Raw genomic sequence first — 22,833 nt, forward strand, 5'->3', positions numbered from 1 at the left:
GACCCGCGCACCGTCATGGACGCTGCTACTCGCGATATTGACAACGCCCATGATCCGGCACGGCTTATCCGCTACCGTCTAGACGAACAACTCCGCTTGCGCGATACCGGAAAGCGCAACCAACTGCCTCCTGTATCTGGTCAGACAGATATAGAACTCGATACGTGGCTGCGCACCCACAACCCTTACGACCATGCCGAGACCACCCGCCTTACAGGTCAAGAACACAACCTCAACCGGCTTAACCAGTCTGTGCTGGCAGAGCACGCACGCTTTGCTAATTCCAAGGTGGAATCGCTTACCTGGCAGGAAGCAAGTATCACCACCCGCCTACACGAAGACAAGAATGCCGCTGTCAATGAGGTACAGGCTGACTACCAGCAGTTATGCCTTGATGCTGGGCGCATTCGCGCCTATGAGCAGGCCATGGCAGACCACAGTGCAGCCCTTGGTGAAGAAGAAACGGCCCGCGCAGACATTGAGCACCAACGCCTACTGGCAGAGGACTACACCCGCCCGGTAGCCGAGCGGGCCTACGACCACGACGCCGACGGATACGGTACGTACCAACAGCGCATAGACCATGCGCACAAGCGTCTTGAACAGGCGCAACAGCGCCGCAGCTTAGCTCAGCAGGCCATTGAGGATACTGGTGCTAACTTGCCGGAGGCAGGTCTGTGGGACGAAATCTGCTACCGTGCCGACGACACCGAAGAATGGGACAAGCGCCTAAATGCTGCCGCACAACACGACAGCGAGCACGCCCACAAGCTTCAACAGCGCCTCGATACTATCCGCCGCGAGAAGATGGACTGGGCTGACCGCGCAGACATCGCCACGCGCTTGCGCGCAGAGGAAATCCCTAACGATGTTGCCGACCACGCAGGCTACATCGCCGATGAAGTAAACCTACTTGCCGCACAACGCACCTACGAACTACGCCGCCTCGGCATAGACGAACCTGCCCAAGAGACAATCCGCGACATGGTCGCAGAAACCATCGCTGCTGCCTACGAACCAGACAACACTGACTATGACGCGCCAGACACTTCCTACAACGAGGCGGAGGAAGAACCACCAACACCCGAGACCACAACAGAAGATGAAAGCACCGACAACACCCAAGGCGAAGACACCAGCGAACTGAACGAGGGTGCGCGAGCAAGCCTCGACTTCATCGCAAGCCTCGGACTCGGAGACGAAGTCCCCGAGAAGCCTCAAAGCCACGACGACAAAGACGAGAGCGATACTGCCCAACAATCAGACGAAGAAAACACCCCAGAACCGAAGCTCCACCCCGGCGCACAAGCAAGCATGGACTTTATCGCCAGCCTTGGCTTAGGCGACACGCCACAGAACGATAAGGAAGAGAAACCAGAAGATGAATCTGCGGAAAGTGAAGACGAGGACGTCGAGAAACTGAACGAGGGTGCGCGAGCAAGCCTCGACTTCCTTGCAAGTCTCGGCCTAGACGACGCACCACACATCACCACTACCCACAGCAACAACCACGACAACGAGGAACAAGCACCCGCTGACGATCTTGAAGACGAACAAGGCCCAGAGCTTTAGAAAACAGCGAGGTCAATGCGCTACCGCTCACATGTGTATATGCCTATATACGTACATGTGTATAGGCATATACACCAGGTAATCAGTTTCTTTCCTCGAGCCATCGTGTTGCCCACTCTTCAAAAAGTTGGGAGATGCTCTTCTCTTCTTCCACTGCAGCGAGTTTGAGCTCTTTAATCAATTGTCGATCACGGACGTACAACTGAAGGCGTGTCGCTTTATCATTAGCTTGAGCGAACATCTTTGTTGAAGGCGAGCCCTCCGACCTATTTCCAGACGACTCTTCCCGCGCCTTATTTTTAGCCTTTGGAATTGCCATTGCCTACCCCTTAATCCTCAAATGCTGCGACTACTTCTCGAGCCAAAGAATCCCAAACCTTCGTACTGCTGGGCTTTGTTCCGAAAGCGCGACGTGTAGCCGCCCTCGTTGGGATGACTGTTTCAGCAAGCGCTGCAGTCTCATCACCCTCCAGCTCGGCATGGACTTCATCTAGAAGTTTTTCCCTTCTGTCGACATTCGACAGAACAACTGCTGTTGGTATCCCCATTTCTATTAGCCAAGAAAGGGTTACCTGTGTTCTGTCAATATCCATCGGGGAAACACCGGTTGGAAGAAGGACTAAATCGGCAGCCTCGGCGCTTTCGGTTATGAAAGCTAAACCACCTGGAGGGGTGTCGACTATAAGAAAGTCCGGATTATTCCCTCTCCTGACTACTCCAGGGAAATCACTTGAACTGCGGACAGATTCGATGGGAAATGGAAAATCCTTTACTCTGCTCGCCCATCGGGTGGCAGATTGCTGGGGGTCGCCGTCTGCGACTGCAACCGTATAGCCCATCTTCCGAATTGCTTCTGCGAGCATTACCGAAAGTGTGGTCTTCCCTGTCCCGCCCTTCGACTGAATTACGGAAATTACTCGAGTCATAAAGCAAGAATAGATTTAGGGAGCATTTATCCAGGTAGCGACATGCGCATGTGTGTATATCATGCTATACGGAGGGAAACCATTAAGTAGAGAGCTGAACCAAAATCCCCTTATGCGCATGTACTGATATACATATATACATATATGCTCATCTCGAAATTTAAAGCTATCCACTTGCCGAGGGATATTCCGGTTGCGGGCGCGTGTGAAGGCGGTATGGTTATAGGTGTCCGCAGCGCACCTCCCCCCCGGCGCATAGTCGGACGGAAGGAAAATAAAAAAGCCACAATCCCCCGCAGGTGGCTTCTCCCCTCAGTGCTTCCAACGACGAGAAGCACTGAGGGGAGTTTCCTTTGTTGCGAGCCTTCCAACCGCTCTTTGAGACTGGTGGCCAAGCATGGAAGCTCACCTGGATTACCTATAAAAAGGGACTCACACTATAGCGGCAGGGGAGCCATATATTGTTTATGGCGTGACACATTTATTTTGTGGACTTATCTCACCCTCGAGGGTGGGACATACTTGTCATCTTCAATGCCCGATTAACCGTCCGTTTTGATGCATCGAACTCTTCCATACCATCAGGAATAGAGGAATACGTTCAGTTTGCCCAAAGCTGTCAGCAAAGAATGCAGCGATTTTAAAAGCGCTACCCTTCCCCAGCTCAGGAGTAAAAGAGGTGCTGTTGCAAAGTTGGGTGGAGAACCGCGAACACTCCTTTCTTCGTCGCCTGGCCAGCATTATGGCCCAGCCTGCTTAGATATTCTGGAAGACCCGGTTGACGATCACCGCGTCCGGGTTCGGTTGCCCGTAGGCAAACATCGTGCCTTGCCCTTTCCGCAATGAGTGCATCGCCTCCATCCCTTTCAACGTCCGATATGCAGATGTCCGGTTCTTAAACGCGCTTTTCGGCCCGAGGATCCGCTTCAGCCGACCATGGTCGCCTTCCAGGATGTTGTTGAGGTATTTCACCTGCCGGTGTTCCACTGTTGGCGGGCAGATTCCCTCTGACTTCAACTCGGCGATTGCCCTGGCTAGTGAGGGTGCTTTATCGGTGTTGATCACTCTGGGATACCCGGCTGACGCATTGGATCTGAGGGCCTTGGCCAGGAAACGCTTCGCTGCGGCCACGTTCCGCTTCGGAGAGAGGTAAAAGTCCAGGGTCTGACCACCGGCGGTGATCGCCCGATAGAGGTAGCACCACCTGCCGCCGACCTGGATATAGGTCTCATCCACCCGCCAGGAACTGGCCTGCCAGTCAGGTACCTGTCGGTACCACCGTGTTTGCTTGTCCAGCTCAGGGGCGTATTTCTGGACCCAGCGGTAGATCGTGGTGTGATCGACCGGCACGCCCCGCTGAAGTCATCATTTCCTCCAGAGCGCGGTAGCGCACCCCGTAGCGGCAGTACCACCGCACTGCTCACAGAATGATGTCACGGGGGAAATGACGACCGGAGAAGATACCCATGGCTGTGATTATTTCACGTCGCTCTTCCTACTGCCCCAACTTTGCAACAGCACCCAATGTGAACTAATTACTCTGCATAAGCCAGGCTTTTAGTTCCTCCTCTGCACGCTCACAACCACCTGGGTAGTTTTCGTTCAGCTCTTCAGTCACGGAGTCAAAGATTTTCTTAGCGATAGCCTCAGCATGGTCCGCCTACCTACCCGACTGGATCGACACCCTGCCAGGCGATCTCTCCCGAAAGATTGAAACCAGTGACGACGGTGTAGAACCTATCCGCCACGGCTGGGCGAAGCTTATTGACGCAGGCATTGACCCGCGCACCGTCATGGACGCTGCTACTCGCGATATTGACAACGCCCATGATCCGGCACGGCTTATCCGCTACCGCCTAGATGAACAGCTCCGCCAGCTTGATACGGGCAAACGCAACCAACTACCACCTGTATCCAGGCATGCGGACATGGAACTCGATAGGTGGCTTCGCACCCACAACCCTTACGACCGTGCGGAGACCACCCGACTTACCGGTCAAGAACATAACCTCAACCGGCTTAACCAGGAGGTGTTGGCAGAGCACGCACGCTTTGCTCGTTCCAAGGTGGAATCGCTGACCTGGCAGGAAGCAAGTATTTCCACTCGCCTACACGAGGACAAAAACGCTGCTGCCAATGAGGTAAAGGCTAACTTCCAGCAGGTGCGTCTTGATGCTGCGCGTATTCGCGCCTATGAGCAGGCTATGGCAGACCACAGTGCCGCCCTGCGGGAAGAAGAAACAGCCCGCGCAGACATTGAGCACCAACGCCTACTGTCCGATGACTACACCCGCCCGGTTGCAGACCAAGCCTACGACCACGACGCCGTGGGCTATGGCACCTACCAACAACGCATAGACCAGGCGCACACACGCCTTGAAAACGCCCAACAGCGCCGCAAGCTTGCCCAAAAGGCCATTGAAGATACCGGCGCTAACCTGCCGGAGGCAGGTCTGTGGGAGGAAATCTGCTACCGCGCCGACGACCAAGAAGAATGGGACAAGCGTCTACACGCAGCCGAACACCACGACAGCGAGCACACCTATAGGCTGCAACAGCGCCTCGATACTATCCGCCGCGAGAAAATGGACTTCGCCGACCGCGCAGACATCGCCACGCGCTTGCGCGCAGAAGAAGTCCCTCACGATGTTGCCGACCATGCAGGCTACATTGCCGATGAGGTCAACCTACTGGCTGCACAACGCACCTACGAACTACGCCGCCTTGGCATAGATGAACCTGCCCAAGAGGCAATCCGCGAGATTATGACAGATACCATCGCCGCTGCTTACGAACCAGGAAGCACTCGCTCTGACGAGGCGGAGGAAGAACCACCAACACCCGAGACCACCCAAGAAGTCGACAACACCGACAACTCCCAAGACGAAGACGCCGGCGAGCTACACGAGGGCGAGCAAGCAGGCCTCGACTTCCTCGCCAGCCTCGGCCTAGACGACATACCACACACCACGACTACCTACAGAAACAACTACGACAATGAGGAACAAATCTCCACCGACGACTTGGAAGACGAACAAGGGCCAGAGCTTTAGAGAGCGGTGTGGCCAAGGCTTAAAATTATAGGCATATGTGTGTATGGGCATGTGTGGATATACACATAGCAGCATGAAATGATGTCTGCATACAAGCATATATAACGAGTGTCTATTTTCTTTCTTCGAGCCACTGTGTGGCCCACTCTTCAAAAAGCTGAGAGATACTCTTTTCCTCTTCCACGGAAGCAAGTTTGAGCTCTTTAATCAGCTGCCGGTCTCGGACATACAACTGAAGGCGTGTTGCTTTATCATTGGCTTGAGCGAACATCTTTGTTGAAGGAGAGCTCTCTGATCTATTTTCAGGCGGTTCTTCCCGCGCCTTATTTTTAGCCTTTGGAATTGCCATTGCTTGCCCCTTAATCCTGAAATGCTGCGACTACTTCTCGTGCTAAAGAATCCCAAACCTTCGTACTGCTGGGCTTTGTCCCGAAAACGCGACGTGTAGCTGCCCTAGTTGGGATGACTGTTTCAGCAAGCGCAGCAGTTTCATCACCTTCCAGCTCAGCATGGACTTCGTTTAGAAGTTTTTCCCTCCTGTCGACATTCGACAGAACAACTGCTGTTGGTATCCCCATTTCTATTAGCCAAGAAAGTGTTACCTGCGTTCGGTCAATATCCATCGGGGAAACACCGGTTGGAAGAAGAACTAAATCGGCAGCCTCGGCACTTTCGGTAATGAAGGTTAAACCGCCAGGAGGGGTGTCGACTATAAGAAAGTCCGGATTATTGCCACGCCTGACCACTCCAGAGAAATCACTTGAACTGCGGACAGATTCGATGAGAAATGGAAAGTCTTTTACTTTGGTTGCCCATCGGGTGGCAGATTGTTGGGGATCGCCGTCTGCGACTGCAACCGTATACCCTATCTTTCGAATTGCCTCTGCGAGCATTACCGAAAGTGTGGTCTTTCCCGTCCCACCCTTCGACTGAATCACGGAAATTACTCGAGTCATAGAAAGAGAATAGATCTAGAGAGACTTTATCCAGGTAACGACATGCATATGTATGTATATCATGCTATGCGGATGATACTACGTTAGGTAGGGTCCAGCTAAAAGAAATCACTATATGTGTATATGTGGATATGCAGATAACGGTATATATGCATATATAAACAGAAGGTGACCATCTATCGAAAGGCATTCCGGTTACGGGTGCACTGTAAGGCGGTATGGTTATGGAGGCCGCAGCGCACTTCCCCAGCGCATATTCGGACGGAGGGAAAATAAAAAGTCACGATCTTCGCAGGTGGCTTCTCCCCTAGTGATTCTTGTCGTTGGAAGCACTAGGGGAACTTCCTTTTTCGCGTAGCCTCCAGCCGCTCTTTAAGGCTGGTAGCCAGCTTTAAAACTTTATCTAGACTATTCGTGGGCTGCTGCTGGGAAAGATTCCGTCGTACTGAGTACACAGGTCGGGTGAGCGTATCGGGAAGGGTCAGTCAATTTGGCCTGTATTATCTGCAAGTGTGTGGGCGCACTGTTGGACGTGTCTATGCATACTTGTCTCCGCCTTCCCCATGTGCTTCGATGGACAAGATGCGCAGGTGTGTGTCCTGAGCTTTATGAATCATGTCTGCCGTCACTTCATCCCCCGGTTCTGGGTCTGACCCTCGACGTGTCTACTCTCCGGAGGAGGACCTTAGTTGATATCCACACTTGTGTACTTTCCCCATCCAGATGTTTCTGCTTAGAGGAATATCTTCATCGAAACAGAGAAGTGAAGTGCCCTCAGGTATCTGTCCCAAGGCAAGGCGTCCGAGAGGATCCCAGCGCAACCCTGGGGTGTGTTTAACTTACTATCCTGGAAGTGAGTCTGACTTACCCATCCGTAAGAGTCTAGTTTCAAGCCTCTCCCGTATCCTACTCACCTTACCGTGGGGGGAAAGGACTACGCTTACTCCCTTATGTAATAGGTGGGATAACCATGACATCCCTGCTTCTATGGTGATTGGCACGATGCCTTCCTCGGCAACCTTCTGCTTTTGAGCGTCACTCAGCCTCATCCCATCCCCTGCCCACGCTGACCAAGCTACTGCCAAGCTGTGCCCTGTGCGCGAATGGGATCGCTGATCAATGAAAGACTCCATTGCTCGGTTTGCCATGCCATAGTCGGCGCAACCTATCATTCCTAAGTGTGCAATAAGGCTAGAAAAGGCGATGAAGACGCTAGGTGAATCGTTCTTTGTTGCTTGATCTAGGTTCCGAATCCCGGTGAGCTTAACATCCAGCTGTTCCTCAATGTCACGTTTCCTCCGGGTGCTGAACAATCCATTTGGACTGACTCCGGCGCAATGGAACACGGCTTTTACCGGTCCAAACTTCTCTCGACATTCACTGACTGCGGCGCTAAGTGAATCGAGGTCACGGATGTCGACTGGTTGGTAGTGAGCCTTGGGGGGAAATCCTAAAGAGGGAGCTGGCGAACGTCCAAAGGCCACAACTGATATACCATGATGGCAGAGCATGTCAGTAAGCATGGCACCTATTCCACCTGCCCCGCCGCTGATCAGTACGAATCCTGGCATTGCTTCGAGCTCTTTACATAGGTGATCCACTTGGTGGGCATGAGGAAGTGGTGAAACTGGGGTTAAGACAAGCGTTTCCAAGGCTCCTTGATATTCACGGTAGAGGCCTCGTGATCTAGACTGATGAAGAGCCATTACACTGTTCTGTCCTGTTGAGTCACCAATAAGGGCCGAAACGCTCAAAGATGGGCACTCGAACCTTAGCGACTCACTTAGTCCCGCGACTCCATGAGCAACCTGCACACCTTCATCGCTGTCAGCGTAGACTTTTACTACTAGAGTGATTGGCCTTATTGCTGAGGAGGCCTTACGGACTGCGTCCTGTGTTATGGCGGAAATGGCGGATAGAGCTTTTTCGGCCCTGATGCTGGAATTGAATGTCAAAGTAACATGGTCATGGTACTCGAACAGGGATTCGGTAGTCCCGCTTGAGACAATGGGTTCTAGGGATTCTTCCCGTATCTCTATGTTCACGGTGTTATCTAGCGCTAGGTTGCTCGGAGCCCATGAAGGGGAATAACCGACTGTTTCTGACTCGACACCTGTAGGGCTTGTGATGGCCATTGGTTCCTTGCCGAGTACGCCCACCATTTTTAAAATGGGGCTACCAGTTTCATCGTAGAGATATGCTTTGTGACGACCGTTTGACATGGGTACGACTCGTACATATCCCTCCTCCGAGGGGGTCCGTAATACGTCAAGAGAATCAATGTGGACTGGCACGCGAGATGTGTTAGAACCGGAAACCATCTCAAACAGTACGATGCCCTGGAACAAGGAATCAATCATTGGGATCGGAGCTCCTTGAGCTGAATAAGCTCCGTGTGGCAATCGAACGTGCAGCAGGAGCTCGTCATCTGAGTACCAACAGCCTGCAGCAATCTGGTACAGCGGCCCGTAATCTGCACCCCCTTTTTTAAGCGTGGCCAAACATTCGTGGGCGTCTATATAATGGTCGTATGTACGCGCGAAGTCCTGTAGGCGCTCTGGTTGCTGGGTCTCTGGGTTGTGCTCACTGATTTGAGCGGAACAGAGCTTCGATCTTTCCTTATCTGCAGCTGTCACTGAAACGCGACCGTTCTTCCGGCTAACCGTTACGTCAACACAAGGATGACCGTTGAGAGTGAAGGGACGCATGAAGACTAAATCGGAAAGATGGGCCGGTGTCCCGACCTCTCGAAGTATCGCCTCAATCCATGCCGCTCCAGGAATAGTCTCCTGCTCCATGACTCTGTGGTCTTTTAGGAACCCATCTAACGCGGTAACCCGGTAGTAGACTCCGTCAGCAGTGCGGGTGGGTGACCGCCAAGTTGCTCGCCGTGACGAACGGACATGGTTGAAGACATGATGCTGGCACAAAACTTCCGCTAAGGATGATACTGGAAGGCTGAGACGATTCGGATGCTGATCACCTCCTTGGGGTAACAGACTCCAGTTAGCATCACCGCCTGTGGGCCAAAGACTGGCAATGGAGTGAAGATTCCCAGAAATCAACATCTCCCTGAGCTGCTGAGGGGCTTGTCCTTGTTTGACCCGTTCTGGAGTTGCTTGCTGAAGGGCGGCGATTAACTCCTGGTGACTATCTGCGACAACTGCTATCCTCCATCGGTCTTGACTGCGCCCGTTGCGAAGAGTGAAGGCGATGTCTTGGAGGGATGCTTGCTGCCCCTCTTTCTGCAGCCACTGGACAAGGTTCTCCACATCCATCAATAGGCATTCTCTATTGTGTGAGCTGAGTACGAAGAGATCCTGTTTGGGCGGTGCAGAATTAACCTCTTGCCGAGGTGCCTCTTCAAGAACTGCAAAAGCGTTAACGCCTCCAAACCCGAAGGCGCTAACACTAGCGCGCCGTGGTTTTTCATCCACTGTCGATTCTATGGGATTAAAGGGCCTCGCAACTCTGTCAAACTGAATAAGTTCATTATCGCAGTGTATCTCTGGGTTAAGGCCTGTGAAATGAACCAGAGGGGGGATTACCCTTCTCTCTAACGAGAGTACTGCCTTAATGAATCCCGTTACTCCTGCTGCGGCTTCCGTGTGCCCAATAGATGATTTTACTGATCCCACAGACACAGGGTGTGGCAGTTTTGAGAGACCTTCTCGATGAGCCTGCAGCTTAATCGCTTTCTGGAAGGAAGCAATCTCAATTGGATCCCCTAATCGTGTTCCAGTTCCGTGCGCTTCATGCATGACATGGGTTTCAATCCCAGGCCCAGCTTCTTCCAATGCCCGATCGATGAGAGCTGTCTGCGCTTCCGAGTTGGGTGCGGTCAAGGAAGACGAACGGCCGCCATGGCTGATTTGGCAAGAGCGAACAACTGCTCGTATCTGGTCTCCCTCACGCAAAGCGTCTTCAAGAGGTTTGAGGAGGACAAGGCCTATCGCCTCGCTTCGAACATAACCATCCGCTCGCACATCGAAGGTCTTGCATCGTCCATCCTCCGCAAGAACGCCAGCCTTTGAAAGAGCGATATGGGGCTGCGGATCCATCAGCACTGAGATTCCCCCTGCCACCGCCATTTTACAGTCACCGTTCTTAAGCGCTGAAATTGCGTGGTGAATAGCAACCAACGAACTTGAGCAGGTGGTGTCGATAACCTCACTCGGGCCTGACCAATTCAACGCATAGCTCACGCGGTTTGAGATGAAAGAACGCCCAGTTCCTGTGAGCGTCAGTTGATCTTGGGTAGCTCCCGAGGCGTTTAGAAGGGAAGCAAATTCATCCCCAGTTGCTCCAAGAAAAAGACCTATATCAAGAGGTGACTTTGCTGTCGGAGCATAACCAGCTTTCTCTAGAAGACGCCATGCCCCCGTGAGGATCAGTCGCTGACGCGGGTCCATAGTGGCAGCTTCTCGTGGGGAGACACTAAACCGTTCATGATCAAACATGTTCATAGAAGGTAAGAAACCTCCCCATCGAGACGTGGTCTCATTTCGGTCGGGAGAATTTCCATAAATGAATCGCCAATCCCACCTGTCTTCCGGGATCTCTTCGATACAATCAATTCCGTCAACGACGTTTTTCCAGAACGCTTCGATGTCATGAGCCTTTGGCATAGACCCATGCATGCCAATAACGGCAATGAGCCCTGAATCAGCGTCTTCGGCCTTGTTCGCCGATTCATATTCTTTTTCCGAACCGGAGTTCACCTCAACCGGCACCACATGGTCGATTAATGACTCAAGAGATGGCAGAGAAAGCAGTTCGGGAACCCCTATATCTTTTCTCGCTAATTCGGTAAGCTGGGCCGCCAACAATGCGAAATGAAGTGAGTTGAAGCCTTGATGGGCTAAACCGAGGTCAAGATTAAGACTGTCGGGGGAACAGTCAAGAATCTCTGCAACTATCCCCAGAATCTTCTCTCTGTCCACCGTTGGGGATCCCACGGTCTCGCTATCTCCAGCAAGCGGGAGAGACGTATGCCTCTCCATGGTCTGACTTAAAGGCTCTACGTCAGAAAAACTCTTCCTAGTAGGAAGAACCTTCATATCATCAGACTCTGCCATTTGCTTCAACGCCTGTACATCAACCTTACCATTTACCGTCGTCGGGTAATGTTCAACCGCGAAAAATTGAGAAGGTTGCATGTGGGGAGGCAACAACGAATTAAGGTGTGTTCTAGCTTTCTCTGGAGCTTCTCCGATGAAGAAGCAACTCAGGATGTCAGTTCCGGCCCCCGTCGGTCCCAACGTTGTGGATAGAACGATTGGACTATGGTAGCCAGCCTTTTCTAGGGCCTGTTCAACCTCAGTCAACTCGATTCGGTTTCCGTTAATCTTAACCTGTCGATCTGAACGGCCAAGGAACTCAATCTCCCCATTGGGTAGGAACTGCGCTAAGTCGCCGGTTCGATACATCAGACTAGGGGGGTCGAAAGGGTTTGGAACAAAGGAATCGTTCGTGAGCTCCGGATCGTTGATATATCCGTCAGCTAGACAAGCACCACTGATGTAGAGCTCACCAGGTTTCCCAATAGGAACCGAATTCCCATCCTCTCCAAGTATGTAATAGCGAGCGTTCTGAATCGGACGACCGTATGGGATGGAGTGCCAACTGTCTGGAACGGACGTAACCTCATGGAGGTTTGACCAGATCACTGCTTCCGTGGCTCCACCAAGAGCGACGAGAGTCATTCTTGGTAGCTTGTTGAGACACTGCCGCGCCAGGCTCAAAGGGATCCAATCTCCGCTCAGAAAAGCCAAGCGTAGAGAACACTGAATCCTCATTCTGTCCGACATGAGGCTCTTTGCGACAGGATGAAAGTATGCAGGAGCAGAATTCCAGAAGGTAACCTTCTCGTCGCAGATTATCTGCGAGATTCGAATAGGATCAAGGCGATCAGTCTCATTAACCATGCGAACACAAGCGCCTTGAGCCAGTAGCCCGAATAGGTCGAAGATAGTGAGATCAAAGCTGACTGAGTTGACCCATATGCCTTTGTCGTTCGAATCGAAGTGATATCGTTTTTGGAGGTCTTCAAAAAGGTTGATTACCGGGCTATGGCGAACCATAACCCCTTTCGGGGTTCCTGTGCTTCCAGATGTGAAGATGACGTAGGCAAGACCGTTGGGTACCGAAAGATCCTCACTGGGAGCTACTTCCAGTTTCTTCTCTAATTGAGAAACCGAGAGTGTTGGAATGTCTTCGAACGCATCGAAGTCGGCTTCGTCGGTTATCAACAAACAAGCACCGGACTGCTTGAGCATGTATCGCTGACGCTCAACTGCCTCAGAGTCATTGATGGGAACAAAAGCTGCACCGACTCTCATTACGGCAAGTAACATCGCAGGTAGATTTGGACCACGGTGCATTTGGACACCAACAACGTCTCCTGCACCTATACTCGAGTGATGTTTTAAAGAGGTTGCAAACCGTTCAACAGTCTCACTGAGCTGCTTATAGGTCCATGTAAACCCATCGCCGGTAAGTGCTGTTTTCTCCGAGTGCTCTTCGACCGCTCGGTCGAAGAGACCAACGATTGTTGTATCCGTGTTGAAGGGAACATCTGTGTTGATAGCTTGCGCTTGAGGTTCCTCAACCGGCCTAAGACTTGGTTCTTCAGGTATGGTCTGTTTTTGAAGGATCATTTCTTCCTTGAAAATCTTGAAAGCTTCTTTGATCAGTTTGATGTTTCCCAGCTCTGGATCAACAGACCATTCCACGTTCAGTCCATTCTCCGTTTTGTAAGCAAGACAATCGATTGATACTCCAGCTGTCGATGAAGAGGTCCGGATAGCTGAGCTTGAAGACTCAAACAACCCCGAACCTGTTGCATCAGTAAAAACTGACGGGAACAGTGTGGAGCCTGGTTCTACGATCTCTGCAAGTAAAGGAAACCAGTCTATACGTCTATGAGAACGGTTAGCACATAGGATTTCTTGAACCGTTTTGAGGCTATTGCTCTGCGTGCGTGGTGGAACGAACCCGAATGTACTGAAATCGCCGATCCCTTTTTGCCAAGAATCCTTCTCCGCACGATCAGGAAAATCCACAACCATGGTTGGCAAGGATGCCAGTCTTGGAAACATCCCAAGACTGGTTTGAAAAGCACTGACTAGGCGAGCAGACAAAAACTCTTCTGGTACCTTCTCAAAGGTCTTTTGAAGGATGATTCGCTCTCCGTGTAAGACGCGCGGCGCAGGAGTAAGTCCTTTGTCTTGGAGCGCTTTGATCCGTCTGCTCCAGTACTGTGCAGAGTCTGGCTCTTTTTTGCTGAGCTGCCAACTGGGATAATCAAAACAGTCATCCCCCGCGAAGTTTGAATGCGTATCAGCGAGCAATACCTGAGGGATCAAAAGGGTTGACACAGCATCAATTACATGGCAGTTGAACGTAAAAAAGGCGAACCTTTGATCTCCATGTTGACCAATTGCAAGCCGAACACTAGGCCATTGATAGGCTCCCAGTTTTTCAGACTCTTCTTTCTGAACCCTTTCAATCCATAGGTTTCGATCTTGGTCATCTATGTCCTGGTAGAATGGAACATTGGCAGAAACGAAGTTTTCCTCTGAGAGAAATTGGCCTTGGGTGGTAATAAGGCTGCGGAGAGCCGGTTGACTGTTGATAAATCGCGACCACTTTTGACTCAGACCTTCAGTTTCCTGCGCATCGGTTAATGGATAAACACGGCTTACATAAGATGGAATATCCTTCTGGGGAGAAGACAATTGAGTAGCTTTGTAGCTACGCATTGCAATCGTAAGAGGTGCCTTAACCATTCCAGCGGATCTATGTAGTGCTGTGTCTTTCATGACTTTGCTACTTGAACTTAGAACTCTTCGGGTCATCTTTCTACAGAAGTCATTGAAAAGCTCCTGCGCTTGATCACGCGAGAGGCATGCGGTGTCAAAATCCCAGGCAAGAACAATCCCATCGTTTTCTACTCTAGTCGCATGTACGTGCAGCTGAACGCCGGATGTAATACTCAAGGCACGTGTTACATGAAAAGGGGTAGACGAGCGAGGCAAATCAACAGCAGAAAGAACAATGCGTGGCGGTTCAATTCCGAGGTCACGTAGAACCGCATTCCCAGAAACTCTCCTGTGTGAGAGATCCTTGTTAAGGTAAGTCTGCAAATCCGACGGATCACCATTGTTGGCGCTTACAGGATGAAGCATCATCTCAGTGAATGGTCCTACCACTTCCTGATAAGATGCTAAATCCATTGGGCGATTAGCTACCGTAAGTGCTATTAGAAGTGGTTCCTGAGACCTCTGAACGAGCCAATCCCGGAACCGAGACATCAGACTGATCGGGACAGTAGTTCCTGACAACCTCGCCTGCTCAAATATGCTCGCATTCTCCGCCTCATCAAGATGGTAGGAAAGCCTAGCCCATCCTGATGATTCGCTCACAGAACGATTTGGAGAAGGTCGAAGCAAGTCAACGTTCGCTGGGGTATAACCATTAACGCGCTGCTTCCAGTACTCCAAGTCTTCTTGAGCCTCGTTTGACGATTTATCTGTTACTTGTCGATCTGCGACAGACAAAAAGGCATTTGGGTGTGAACGTCTCTGCAGCGGTTGACCTCGATAAGATAACCACAAATCATCCAGGAGAATCCAGGTGCTTCTCAGGTCGATTGCAATGGATTCAGTGGTGACCAAAAGTTGATCTCTTTCAGGGGAGCGCACTAAGTGTAATCGTACAGGCAGCACTCTGGTAGAAACAGAGGCCTGAACCATCATCTGATTCAAGACACGGTTTACTTCGGTTGAGTCTCCATTTGTAATGGGAATGGTTGTTGATTTCTGCTGCTTGATAAACTGTCGACCATTTCGGTCAAATGAGACTCTGAGCATCCCATGGAGGTCTTGAACCCGCCCCCAGGCTTCCTCCAGACGCATTCGGTCGATTCTTTCCTCGGTGCTCAACACCAGCAAGTTCCAGGCTCCGAGCTTGTCCTCCATCGTTCGCCCGGTGAGTTTCGCCGTCATGTAAACAGCCTGGAGGTCTGTGAGTACTGCTGACTCAGGAGGCTCAGGCGCAGTAGCCCATACATTGGGGAATGATTCGGTGGGGGGTTCTTTCCTTGAGTTAGATTCGGGAGTCGTTAATGAATTATCAACCATCTTCTCCAGGTGAAGCAGATTTGCTCCCTCCAGAAGGTCGAATACCTTAACCTTCAGTTGAAGTTCATGCTCTAGAGCGGCACTGAGGCTTAGAGCCTTAATTGAATCAAGACCCAGATCACGAAGGGAGATCGTCTCCCGGCCATCCCAATCTGAGATGCCAAGATGAGTGGAACAGACGTCTCTCAACAGCTGTGAATGCACACGGGGAGAAGTCTGCACACAGTGGTTTGGCTCCAGATTATTCGATGGGCTCTCATGGAACATGACCTGTTCAACAGCTGTTTCAGTAGACCGGACCTCGTTAGAGACTGGTAGATGAAGACTCGTCACTAACGGTGGCACAAATGCGTGTGTCGGTTGGTCTTGTGCTCCGACTGGCAACCCCTTAGCGAGGTCTGTCAGCTGCTCCACCAGTTGAACCAATGATTCAGCTTCAAACCAGACTGAAACTTGGTCCACGCTTCGTTTATTTAACGTTGATGCAACTGCATTTAGTGTGAATGAGTGGTTTGAACGATTGCTTAAGACGCTGGCCAACGATGCAGCGTGATCACGCAGCAAAGCGGGCGTAGGTGCACTGATCCGTACTGCTACAGCCCTTTCTTTCTCTGTTTGATTGGGCGCAGAAAACGGGGCCCGCTGAAGAACCACATGGGAGTTAGTCCCGCTCATACCAAAGGCACTGACAGCAGCATAGTCTCGCTTCGCCGGCCAAGACTTAGGGCGAGTCGGAAAGTCAAACAGCCTCTGGGTATTACCGTCTAAGTGTGAGTTAGCCCTTTCAAAGCCTGCAAGAGGCGGAATCACTCCGTGTGCCATGCATAGGACGGTCTTAATCAGACCTAGCAGACTTGCAGCCGCGTTTGCGTGGCCGATGTTCCCCTTCAACGATCCAACAGAGACTCGATGCTCGACATCGCTAAGCGCAGACGCCAGGGAGTTACCTTCGACGGGGTCTCCGAGTGCGGTGCCGGTACCGTGTGTTTCTACATATGCGAGCCGACTGGGGAAATCCGGTAGCTGGGAGTGGACCCTTTTGAGAAGTTCGGTTTGCGCCATACCATTTGGTGCAGTTAAAGATGATGATAAACCATCGTGACCAATTCCACTCTCCAGAAGAAAGGCCCAAGATGTACGACCTTCACGTTCCGCTTGATCGGTAGCCTCTAAGACCAAGCAACCCGCCCCCTCTGATGGGACAAAACCGTCGGCATCAGCGTCAAATGGTCTACAAACCCCAGTCGGCGATGTAACTCCAAGCTTTGCAGTTTTTCTCAGGAAGTCTGGATCACATATGACGCTTGTTGCGGCCACGATGGCTATGTCGCACTCGCCATTCCCTAAAGATTGACGTGCTATGTGTAGAGCTACAAGTCCTGATGAACAGGTCGTGTTGACCGTCAACGTCGGCCCTCGAAGATCAAGGCGGTGAGCTACCTGGGAAGCAAACATAGCCTCATCGGTGCCCAAAAAGAACTCCGGTTTCTTCGCTGCACTCGGCTCAAGCAACGAGCTGAAGCCCGATGGCCTGCACCCCACGAATAATCCAACCCGCTTGCCGGAGAGATCCGCGCTTGATAAGCCCGCCTCTAGGAGGCACTGCCTTACAACGCGCAGAAAGACCCGAAGTTGAGGATCCATCGCTTCCACCTCGTGCTGCGTTAACTCATGCAGATCTGGATCAAGCGACATGACGTCTGACATTACGGTAGCCCGTAGATCAGGATCATCTGTCCTCTCGCCAGGCCACCGTTCAAGTGGCACATGCGGAGCGATTACCTTGCCATGTCTGATAATCTCCCAGAACGCCTCAAGGTCAATCCCCCCAGGGACAGTTGCGGCCATGCCAGTGATTGCTAGCTGAGGTTGTTCAGAAACTGTCCGCGACCGAGACTCAGGATCCTTTACTTCTTCATCAGAACAAGCGATTTGCTCAGGGAGGCTCTTCAACAAACGAGCCGGCGTTGGGAAAGAGAAGAGATCAGTCGCGTTTAACTCGAACCCCAAGCGCTCGGTCAAGGTCTGTGCCAAAGCAACCATACTCAAAGAGTCTAGGCCCAGGTTGGACCACGTGAGAGTTAGGTCATCAGGTTGCAACCGGTCACCTAGCACCTCCTCTAGACACTCCAGAACGGTGCTGTATTTAACACAGTCGTTACGCTCATCTAGCTGGATGTCTGGCGATGGGGTCATGGAGGCAGCGAGAGCTTCTTTATCAATCTTTCCGCTCGGTAGCTTGGGGAGTTCCTCAACAGAAAAGATCTGTCCCGGAATCATATGAGGCGGCAGTGATGAACGAACTCGTTCTCTCAACTCATCAGATGATGCTGCGGAGTCTCCTGTTATTACTGCGTACAGTTGTTTCCAATTACTTTGAGGACGTGAGATCACGAACGCCGCCGCGCCAGTAACGTTTTCTTCGGCACGGAGCACATTCTCAATCGCTGTCAGATCAACCGTCTGACCATTAATCTTTATCTGTTCACGGATCCGCCCCAGCAGAATGAAACTACCATCAGGCAGGAGTTTGGCGCGATCGCCAGTTAGGTACTCCTTGTTGATCGAATCTCGAGAAACAAATCGCTTAGAAGTCTGTTCGGGGTCCTTCCAATAACCAAGTGCCAACCCCTCGCCCGCGACGCACAGCTCCCCAACCTCCCTCTCCCCGGGAGAATCCCCTTCAGATAATGGGGCCAACCTGACACTAACACCGTCGATTGGGAAAAATACCGGATTTCCATCATCCTCTCGCACTCCGGCACCGATGGTGTTGACCTCTGTTGCACCATAGTCTTCTAATAAATGACAAGACGGCAGCAGTGCCCGATGCTTCTCAACTAGTTTATCGGGAATCCTCTCACCCCCGATTGTCAGAACCCTAAGTGACGCTACAGTAGACTTGCTAAGGTTCTGCAAGGACGTCAACATCACGTGGTGTAGGGCGGGCGTAGTGGTCATCCTAGTTACTTTATGATCAACCAGGGATCTTACGAGTGCGTCTGGCCTGCTGATCAAATCCGAACTCAAGAGTAGTGTCGGCCTACCTACAACCAGACCACCAAAAAGTTCCCACATTGCCGGCATGATTGAAACTGTTGGTCGCGCACAGCATACGTCGTCTTCGCACATAGGGTAGGTTCTGTGCATCCAACGAAACCGATTGATCGGTTGCCGATGACTATGTAAAACTCCTTTTGGGGTTCCTGTTGACCCAGAAGTGAACATGAGCAGAAAAGGAGTATCCTTCTGGGGACGGAACGATTCTTTGAACCTGGTAACGGCGATATCCTTTGGCAACCAGTCAATCGCACCAGGCATATCAGGAGCATCACTGAAGATGAGAACTGCACCACACCTTTGAACAATATGAGCCCGATACTCTCGCGGAAGAGTGTTACCTAAAGGTACTGCGACAGCCCCGAGATGCATCGTAGCCAACATTCCCGCTACAAGATCTGGTGAACTTGCGCCATGGAATGCAACAGTGTCTCCTACTCCAACTCCATTTCCTTGTAGAAAGGAGATGTATTGGTCACGCCTTTCTGACAGTTGAGCAAACGTAAGGTAGGAGTCATCCGTCACAAGAGCGGTTGACTCAGGAAGAGCACGCGCAGTTTGGTCAAACCATTCATGGATGGTTCCGATTTCTGTTATGTCATTCATCGTGGTGCTCATCAGCATCGTCCTTGTAGTCTCGATTGAACAAACAGAGATTGTTTTCTGTCTTCTAAGCTGCTAGCCAGACTCTCATAGAGGACCTGTACGTCTATTGACTCACCTCTCGGACAACAGGCGGGAACAATTGTTCCAGTCAGATGAAACGGTTGATCGATACTTAATGCGCCTGACATCGATACTCCCGTCAAACTCGCCTCACGTTTGCAGGTTTCCACGTGCTCTCTTTCGCGAAGGATGCAATCCTCTAATAAGTGGCATCAGTCCTAGTCTTCGATGTCTAAAGTGGCATAGTCAAGCACCCAGGGTGCCTTGTTCGGATCATCAGCAATTCGATCAAGCTTTGACTGCAGCTCTCGCCTAAGCACCTTGCCAGTGATTCCCAATGGAACTTCATTCGGCCGCACAACAAAAACCGCCGAAAGACGGGGCTGCCCTCTCAAATCAAGAGCCTCGTTGAAACCGTTCAGTAGAGACCTCGCTTCTAGTCGAACCGGACTGTCCGACCAGACAAGGGCTACAGGAAACCGTTCTCCATGCGGTCCCGTCAGAGAACTGACGGTACAATCATCAATCGCGTCCGTCCTTGCAATAAGAATCTCCTCGGTCAGGAGGCTGAAAGTCCTCCCATTAACACCATCAATTACATCGGTCACACGGTCCACGTGGAAGTATCGACCCTGCTGATCTCTATAGACTAAATCTCCCGTCAGAAAGAAACCGTTTCTCCGAGACCGAGCAGTCAGTTCACTGTCGTTCCAGTAGCCTGGGGTAACAGAAGGGGACTTGACCCCGAGTCGCCCCACCGTATCAACACCATCAATGCTGTTACCTTCTTCGTCGAAAATCTTTACCTGCACCCAAGAATGAGGACGGCCGATACATCGGTTATAGTGATCACTTTCAAGGGTGTGCTGGATCGGGAAGCTGATGTGCCCCATCTCCGACGAACCCAAACCGTCAACAAAAATCGACCCCTGTCGGCGCGCTCCATTCCGAACTGAATGTCCCACCGCTACAAGCTTCCTAATATGCTTCTCATGCGCGGCATCTCCACTATTCACCCAGTATCTCACACTGGATAGGTCTTCGAATTTGTCAAGCTGCAACGCAAGGCGAGTGTGGGTAAAAGAAAAAGCAGCCACAATCTGAGGCCGAAACTGCTCAATTGCCTTGCCAACAGTCACAGCATCTTGGGTGCATATCACCAAAGTCTCGCCCCCTTCTAAAACCGCATGGATAAGAAAAGCAATAGCTGAATTATGTGAGGTAGGCAAAGCTATCAGGCGCCGATCGCCAGTCCTGCCATCTTGACGTGCCAAGTTATCTCGGATTCCATGAAACCATTGCCCATGTGCAAGCGTGACAGGTTTCGGTGCTCCCGTAGTCCCCGAACTATGTGTAATCATCACAGGATCATGCCATCCATGGACAAACCTAGGAAAAGATTCACCCTTTTGAGGCAGAGACGTCCTCCCAACCTCAGCAAGAAAAGAAAGCGACTCTTTCAGCTCCACACTCAAAGAGTTAGTCTGTTTGGGTGAGCAGACAATTCCTTTGGCCCTAATTTTTCGAAAATACTCCGAAGCAGTATCCCCCGGCATCTCAGGGTTTGTTATCGCAGCCACTGCACCGATCAAAGAGAGAGCACATAAATGAACTATCTGATGCGGCCCATCCTGCGTGTACACACCAACGACATCATAGGCTCGAACGCCCTTAGACCAATACCAGTAACTCCATTTCTCTGCAGCCTGAGTGAGAGTCTCTAGGGAAAGATGGTCAACCTTCATTCCTTTTGCAAGGGAATGTTTTTCCTGAAAATGGATAATCGGCATCTCTGGATGTTGAGAAACCTTAAGAGCCTGAAAAGCGAAATTTCCGACCCCAGTCAGCGGATCCAAGTGAAGAAGACTCATCCCGTCTGCAGACATAGGCGAAACAAACCCAGTTTGTGACGTTGCAGTTGCCATTCCATAACCTCTTAGAACAATCGATAGGAAAACAGAGACTGGACGCTATACTTATACAAACGAGCTGGAGAGTGACTCATCTAGTCATCTCCCCCAAAAAATCAGTACCATGGATATCCCTAGCTAATCCTGAGAGAAAACTGCGCGGGGAACTGTTTTGAAAAACGTTCCTGCCAATGCAGACACCATCAACTCCAGCATCGATGCCCACACGAATGCGTTTACGTATCTCATTGTCGTTTTGTGCCGCTCCCCCCGCCATAACGAACAAAGAATCGGCCCCCACCTCTTCCATCAAGCTGTACCAGTCCTCCTTGGCTGGCGGTTGCCGCAGTTTAATGATTGAAGCTCCCAGATCGATCAAAGTTCGGCAGATGTCTCGATGTGTTTTTACCCAGACTCGACTCTCCATAGGACAATCATCTATGGCAAGCATGACCATCACCGGTAGCCCAAAATAATTTGCAGCACAGATCTGCTTTGAAAGAGAACTGAGGTTATCCGCAAATACGCCCGCTCCAGCATTGAATTCGAAACTTAAAGCATCAGCACCAAGCCGTGTTGCTTCTTCCGCCTCCACTAACACAGGTTTGACCGAGGGATTTGCTGCATGACGAGATGACCCATTGGACTGAATGATTACCGGAGTGTCCAACACAAGGCCACGCCTCGTCAGAAGAGCAAGCGCGCCCCTATGTAGGACTAGTGCATTGATGGATGGATGATCTATCCACCCTGAAGTTTTCGCGTACGATTCAAACCCCGGCAATGGCCCCCCAGTGAACCCGTGATCGAGGGCAATCATCACTGTTTTTCCACTGCTCCGATCCAGCAACCGATTCAAACGACGTTTAGAACCTGTTTCCACTGCATTCCCTTTCCCGATTTGATCCGTTAGTCCTGCTGTCTTTTTCTTCGCTTGTATTCCGCGTACGTCTTGGGACCAGGTTGTTTCTTTAGCCACCGCCACTCTTGCTGAACCTCATCTCGTGTCATTTCGCTGTTCACCGGGTCAGCTCTCAGATCCGTAATGAAGTTATTCATCCGTGCAGAAGGAACCTGCGGGAGCCTTCCTTCCTGATGCATAAGTTTGCTCAAGTGATCAACCACGTCTTGGTACGTAAAGACCGCTTGGCGTTCCTGCTGTTTTCTCCTCCAGTCGTTGAGCCAGTACCACTGACCAGACTTCTTTTTGATGCCAGGTGAGGAACTGCGCACCGCATCGAGAAGAAACTCCTTGGTTTCCTTGTCGTCCACATAGTTTCGGACCTGTTCATCTAGAGCTAATCTGTCTCTTTCTTCTCCTTTGTTTCTTGGCAAGGTCGGTTGACTAGTTGGAACAACACCTGTCTCAAGGAATGATCTGATCAGATCTTCAACCTCGAACTTCCTACGGTTTCCTACAGAAATGCCGATCTCTCGAGCAAACCGCTTCAACTCTGCAGCATAAAAGTATCCATCATCGAATTCCTTTACGCTCATGTCCCGTCGCAGCGCAGCGGTACCACGCTTCTTTGTTCGTTGCACACTCA

At 51.2% G+C, this 22,833-nt stretch carries 9 protein-coding genes and 2 pseudogenes; 2 read left to right on the plus strand and 9 right to left on the minus strand.

The genetic code is table 11. The features are described 5' to 3' along the window. Window positions 1-1,572, plus strand: a pseudogene (locus tag WMP96_RS10050) (hypothetical protein); the annotation flags it as partial. Window positions 1,573-1,654: 82 nt separating this feature from the next. Here WMP96_RS10050 and WMP96_RS10055 read toward each other — a convergent pair. The 3 genes and pseudogenes from WMP96_RS10055 to WMP96_RS10065 form a co-directional block, all read right to left on the minus strand. After that, window positions 1,655-1,891, minus strand: coding sequence for a peptide transporter (locus tag WMP96_RS10055; protein WP_340433239.1), 237 nt, complete (start codon window positions 1,889-1,891; stop codon window positions 1,655-1,657). A 10-nt stretch (window positions 1,892-1,901) separates the two neighbouring features. Continuing rightward, a complete protein-coding gene (locus WMP96_RS10060; RefSeq protein ID WP_083306137.1) occupies window positions 1,902-2,498 on the minus strand; it encodes a ParA family protein in 597 nt (198 codons plus the stop codon). A gap of 756 nt (window positions 2,499-3,254) precedes the next feature. Beyond that, a pseudogene (locus tag WMP96_RS10065) lies at window positions 3,255-3,915 on the minus strand (IS6 family transposase). Window positions 3,916-4,291: 376 nt separating this feature from the next. Here WMP96_RS10065 and WMP96_RS10070 point away from each other — a divergent pair. Next, the gene (locus WMP96_RS10070; RefSeq protein WP_340433246.1) at window positions 4,292-5,551 is read left to right on the plus strand and encodes a hypothetical protein; all 1,260 of its coding nucleotides are present in this window, start codon (window positions 4,292-4,294) and stop codon (window positions 5,549-5,551) included. A gap of 112 nt (window positions 5,552-5,663) precedes the next feature. Here the strand turns inward: WMP96_RS10070 and WMP96_RS10075 are convergent, their stop codons facing one another. From WMP96_RS10075 to WMP96_RS10100, 6 genes are all read right to left on the minus strand, one after another. Beyond that, window positions 5,664-5,900 carry a peptide transporter gene (locus tag WMP96_RS10075; RefSeq protein WP_301716594.1) on the minus strand — a complete coding sequence of 79 codons (237 nt, stop codon included), beginning with the start codon at window positions 5,898-5,900 and terminating at the stop codon, window positions 5,664-5,666. Window positions 5,901-5,910: 10 nt separating this feature from the next. Beyond that, window positions 5,911-6,507, minus strand: coding sequence for a ParA family protein (locus tag WMP96_RS10080; RefSeq protein ID WP_301716595.1), 597 nt, complete (start codon window positions 6,505-6,507; stop codon window positions 5,911-5,913). Between the two features lie 842 nt (window positions 6,508-7,349). Continuing rightward, complete coding sequence (locus tag WMP96_RS10085) at window positions 7,350-19,334, minus strand: amino acid adenylation domain-containing protein (RefSeq protein WP_340433249.1); 11,985 nt, start codon at window positions 19,332-19,334, stop codon at window positions 7,350-7,352. A gap of 260 nt (window positions 19,335-19,594) precedes the next feature. Next, window positions 19,595-21,301, minus strand: a complete 1,707-nt coding sequence (locus WMP96_RS10090; protein WP_301716596.1) for a class I adenylate-forming enzyme family protein — start codon at window positions 21,299-21,301, stop codon at window positions 19,595-19,597. Between the two features lie 76 nt (window positions 21,302-21,377). Next, window positions 21,378-22,106 carry a class I fructose-bisphosphate aldolase gene (locus WMP96_RS10095; RefSeq protein WP_340433315.1) on the minus strand — a complete coding sequence of 243 codons (729 nt, stop codon included), beginning with the start codon at window positions 22,104-22,106 and terminating at the stop codon, window positions 21,378-21,380. Window positions 22,107-22,195: 89 nt separating this feature from the next. Then, the gene (locus WMP96_RS10100; protein ID WP_340433251.1) at window positions 22,196-22,828 is read right to left on the minus strand and encodes a hypothetical protein; all 633 of its coding nucleotides are present in this window, start codon (window positions 22,826-22,828) and stop codon (window positions 22,196-22,198) included. Window positions 22,829-22,833: the final 5 nt, after the last annotated feature.

Origin of the sequence: Corynebacterium sp. KPL4035 (genome assembly GCF_037908325.1) — a bacterium.
GTDB lineage: Bacteria > Actinomycetota > Actinomycetes > Mycobacteriales > Mycobacteriaceae > Corynebacterium > Corynebacterium kefirresidentii.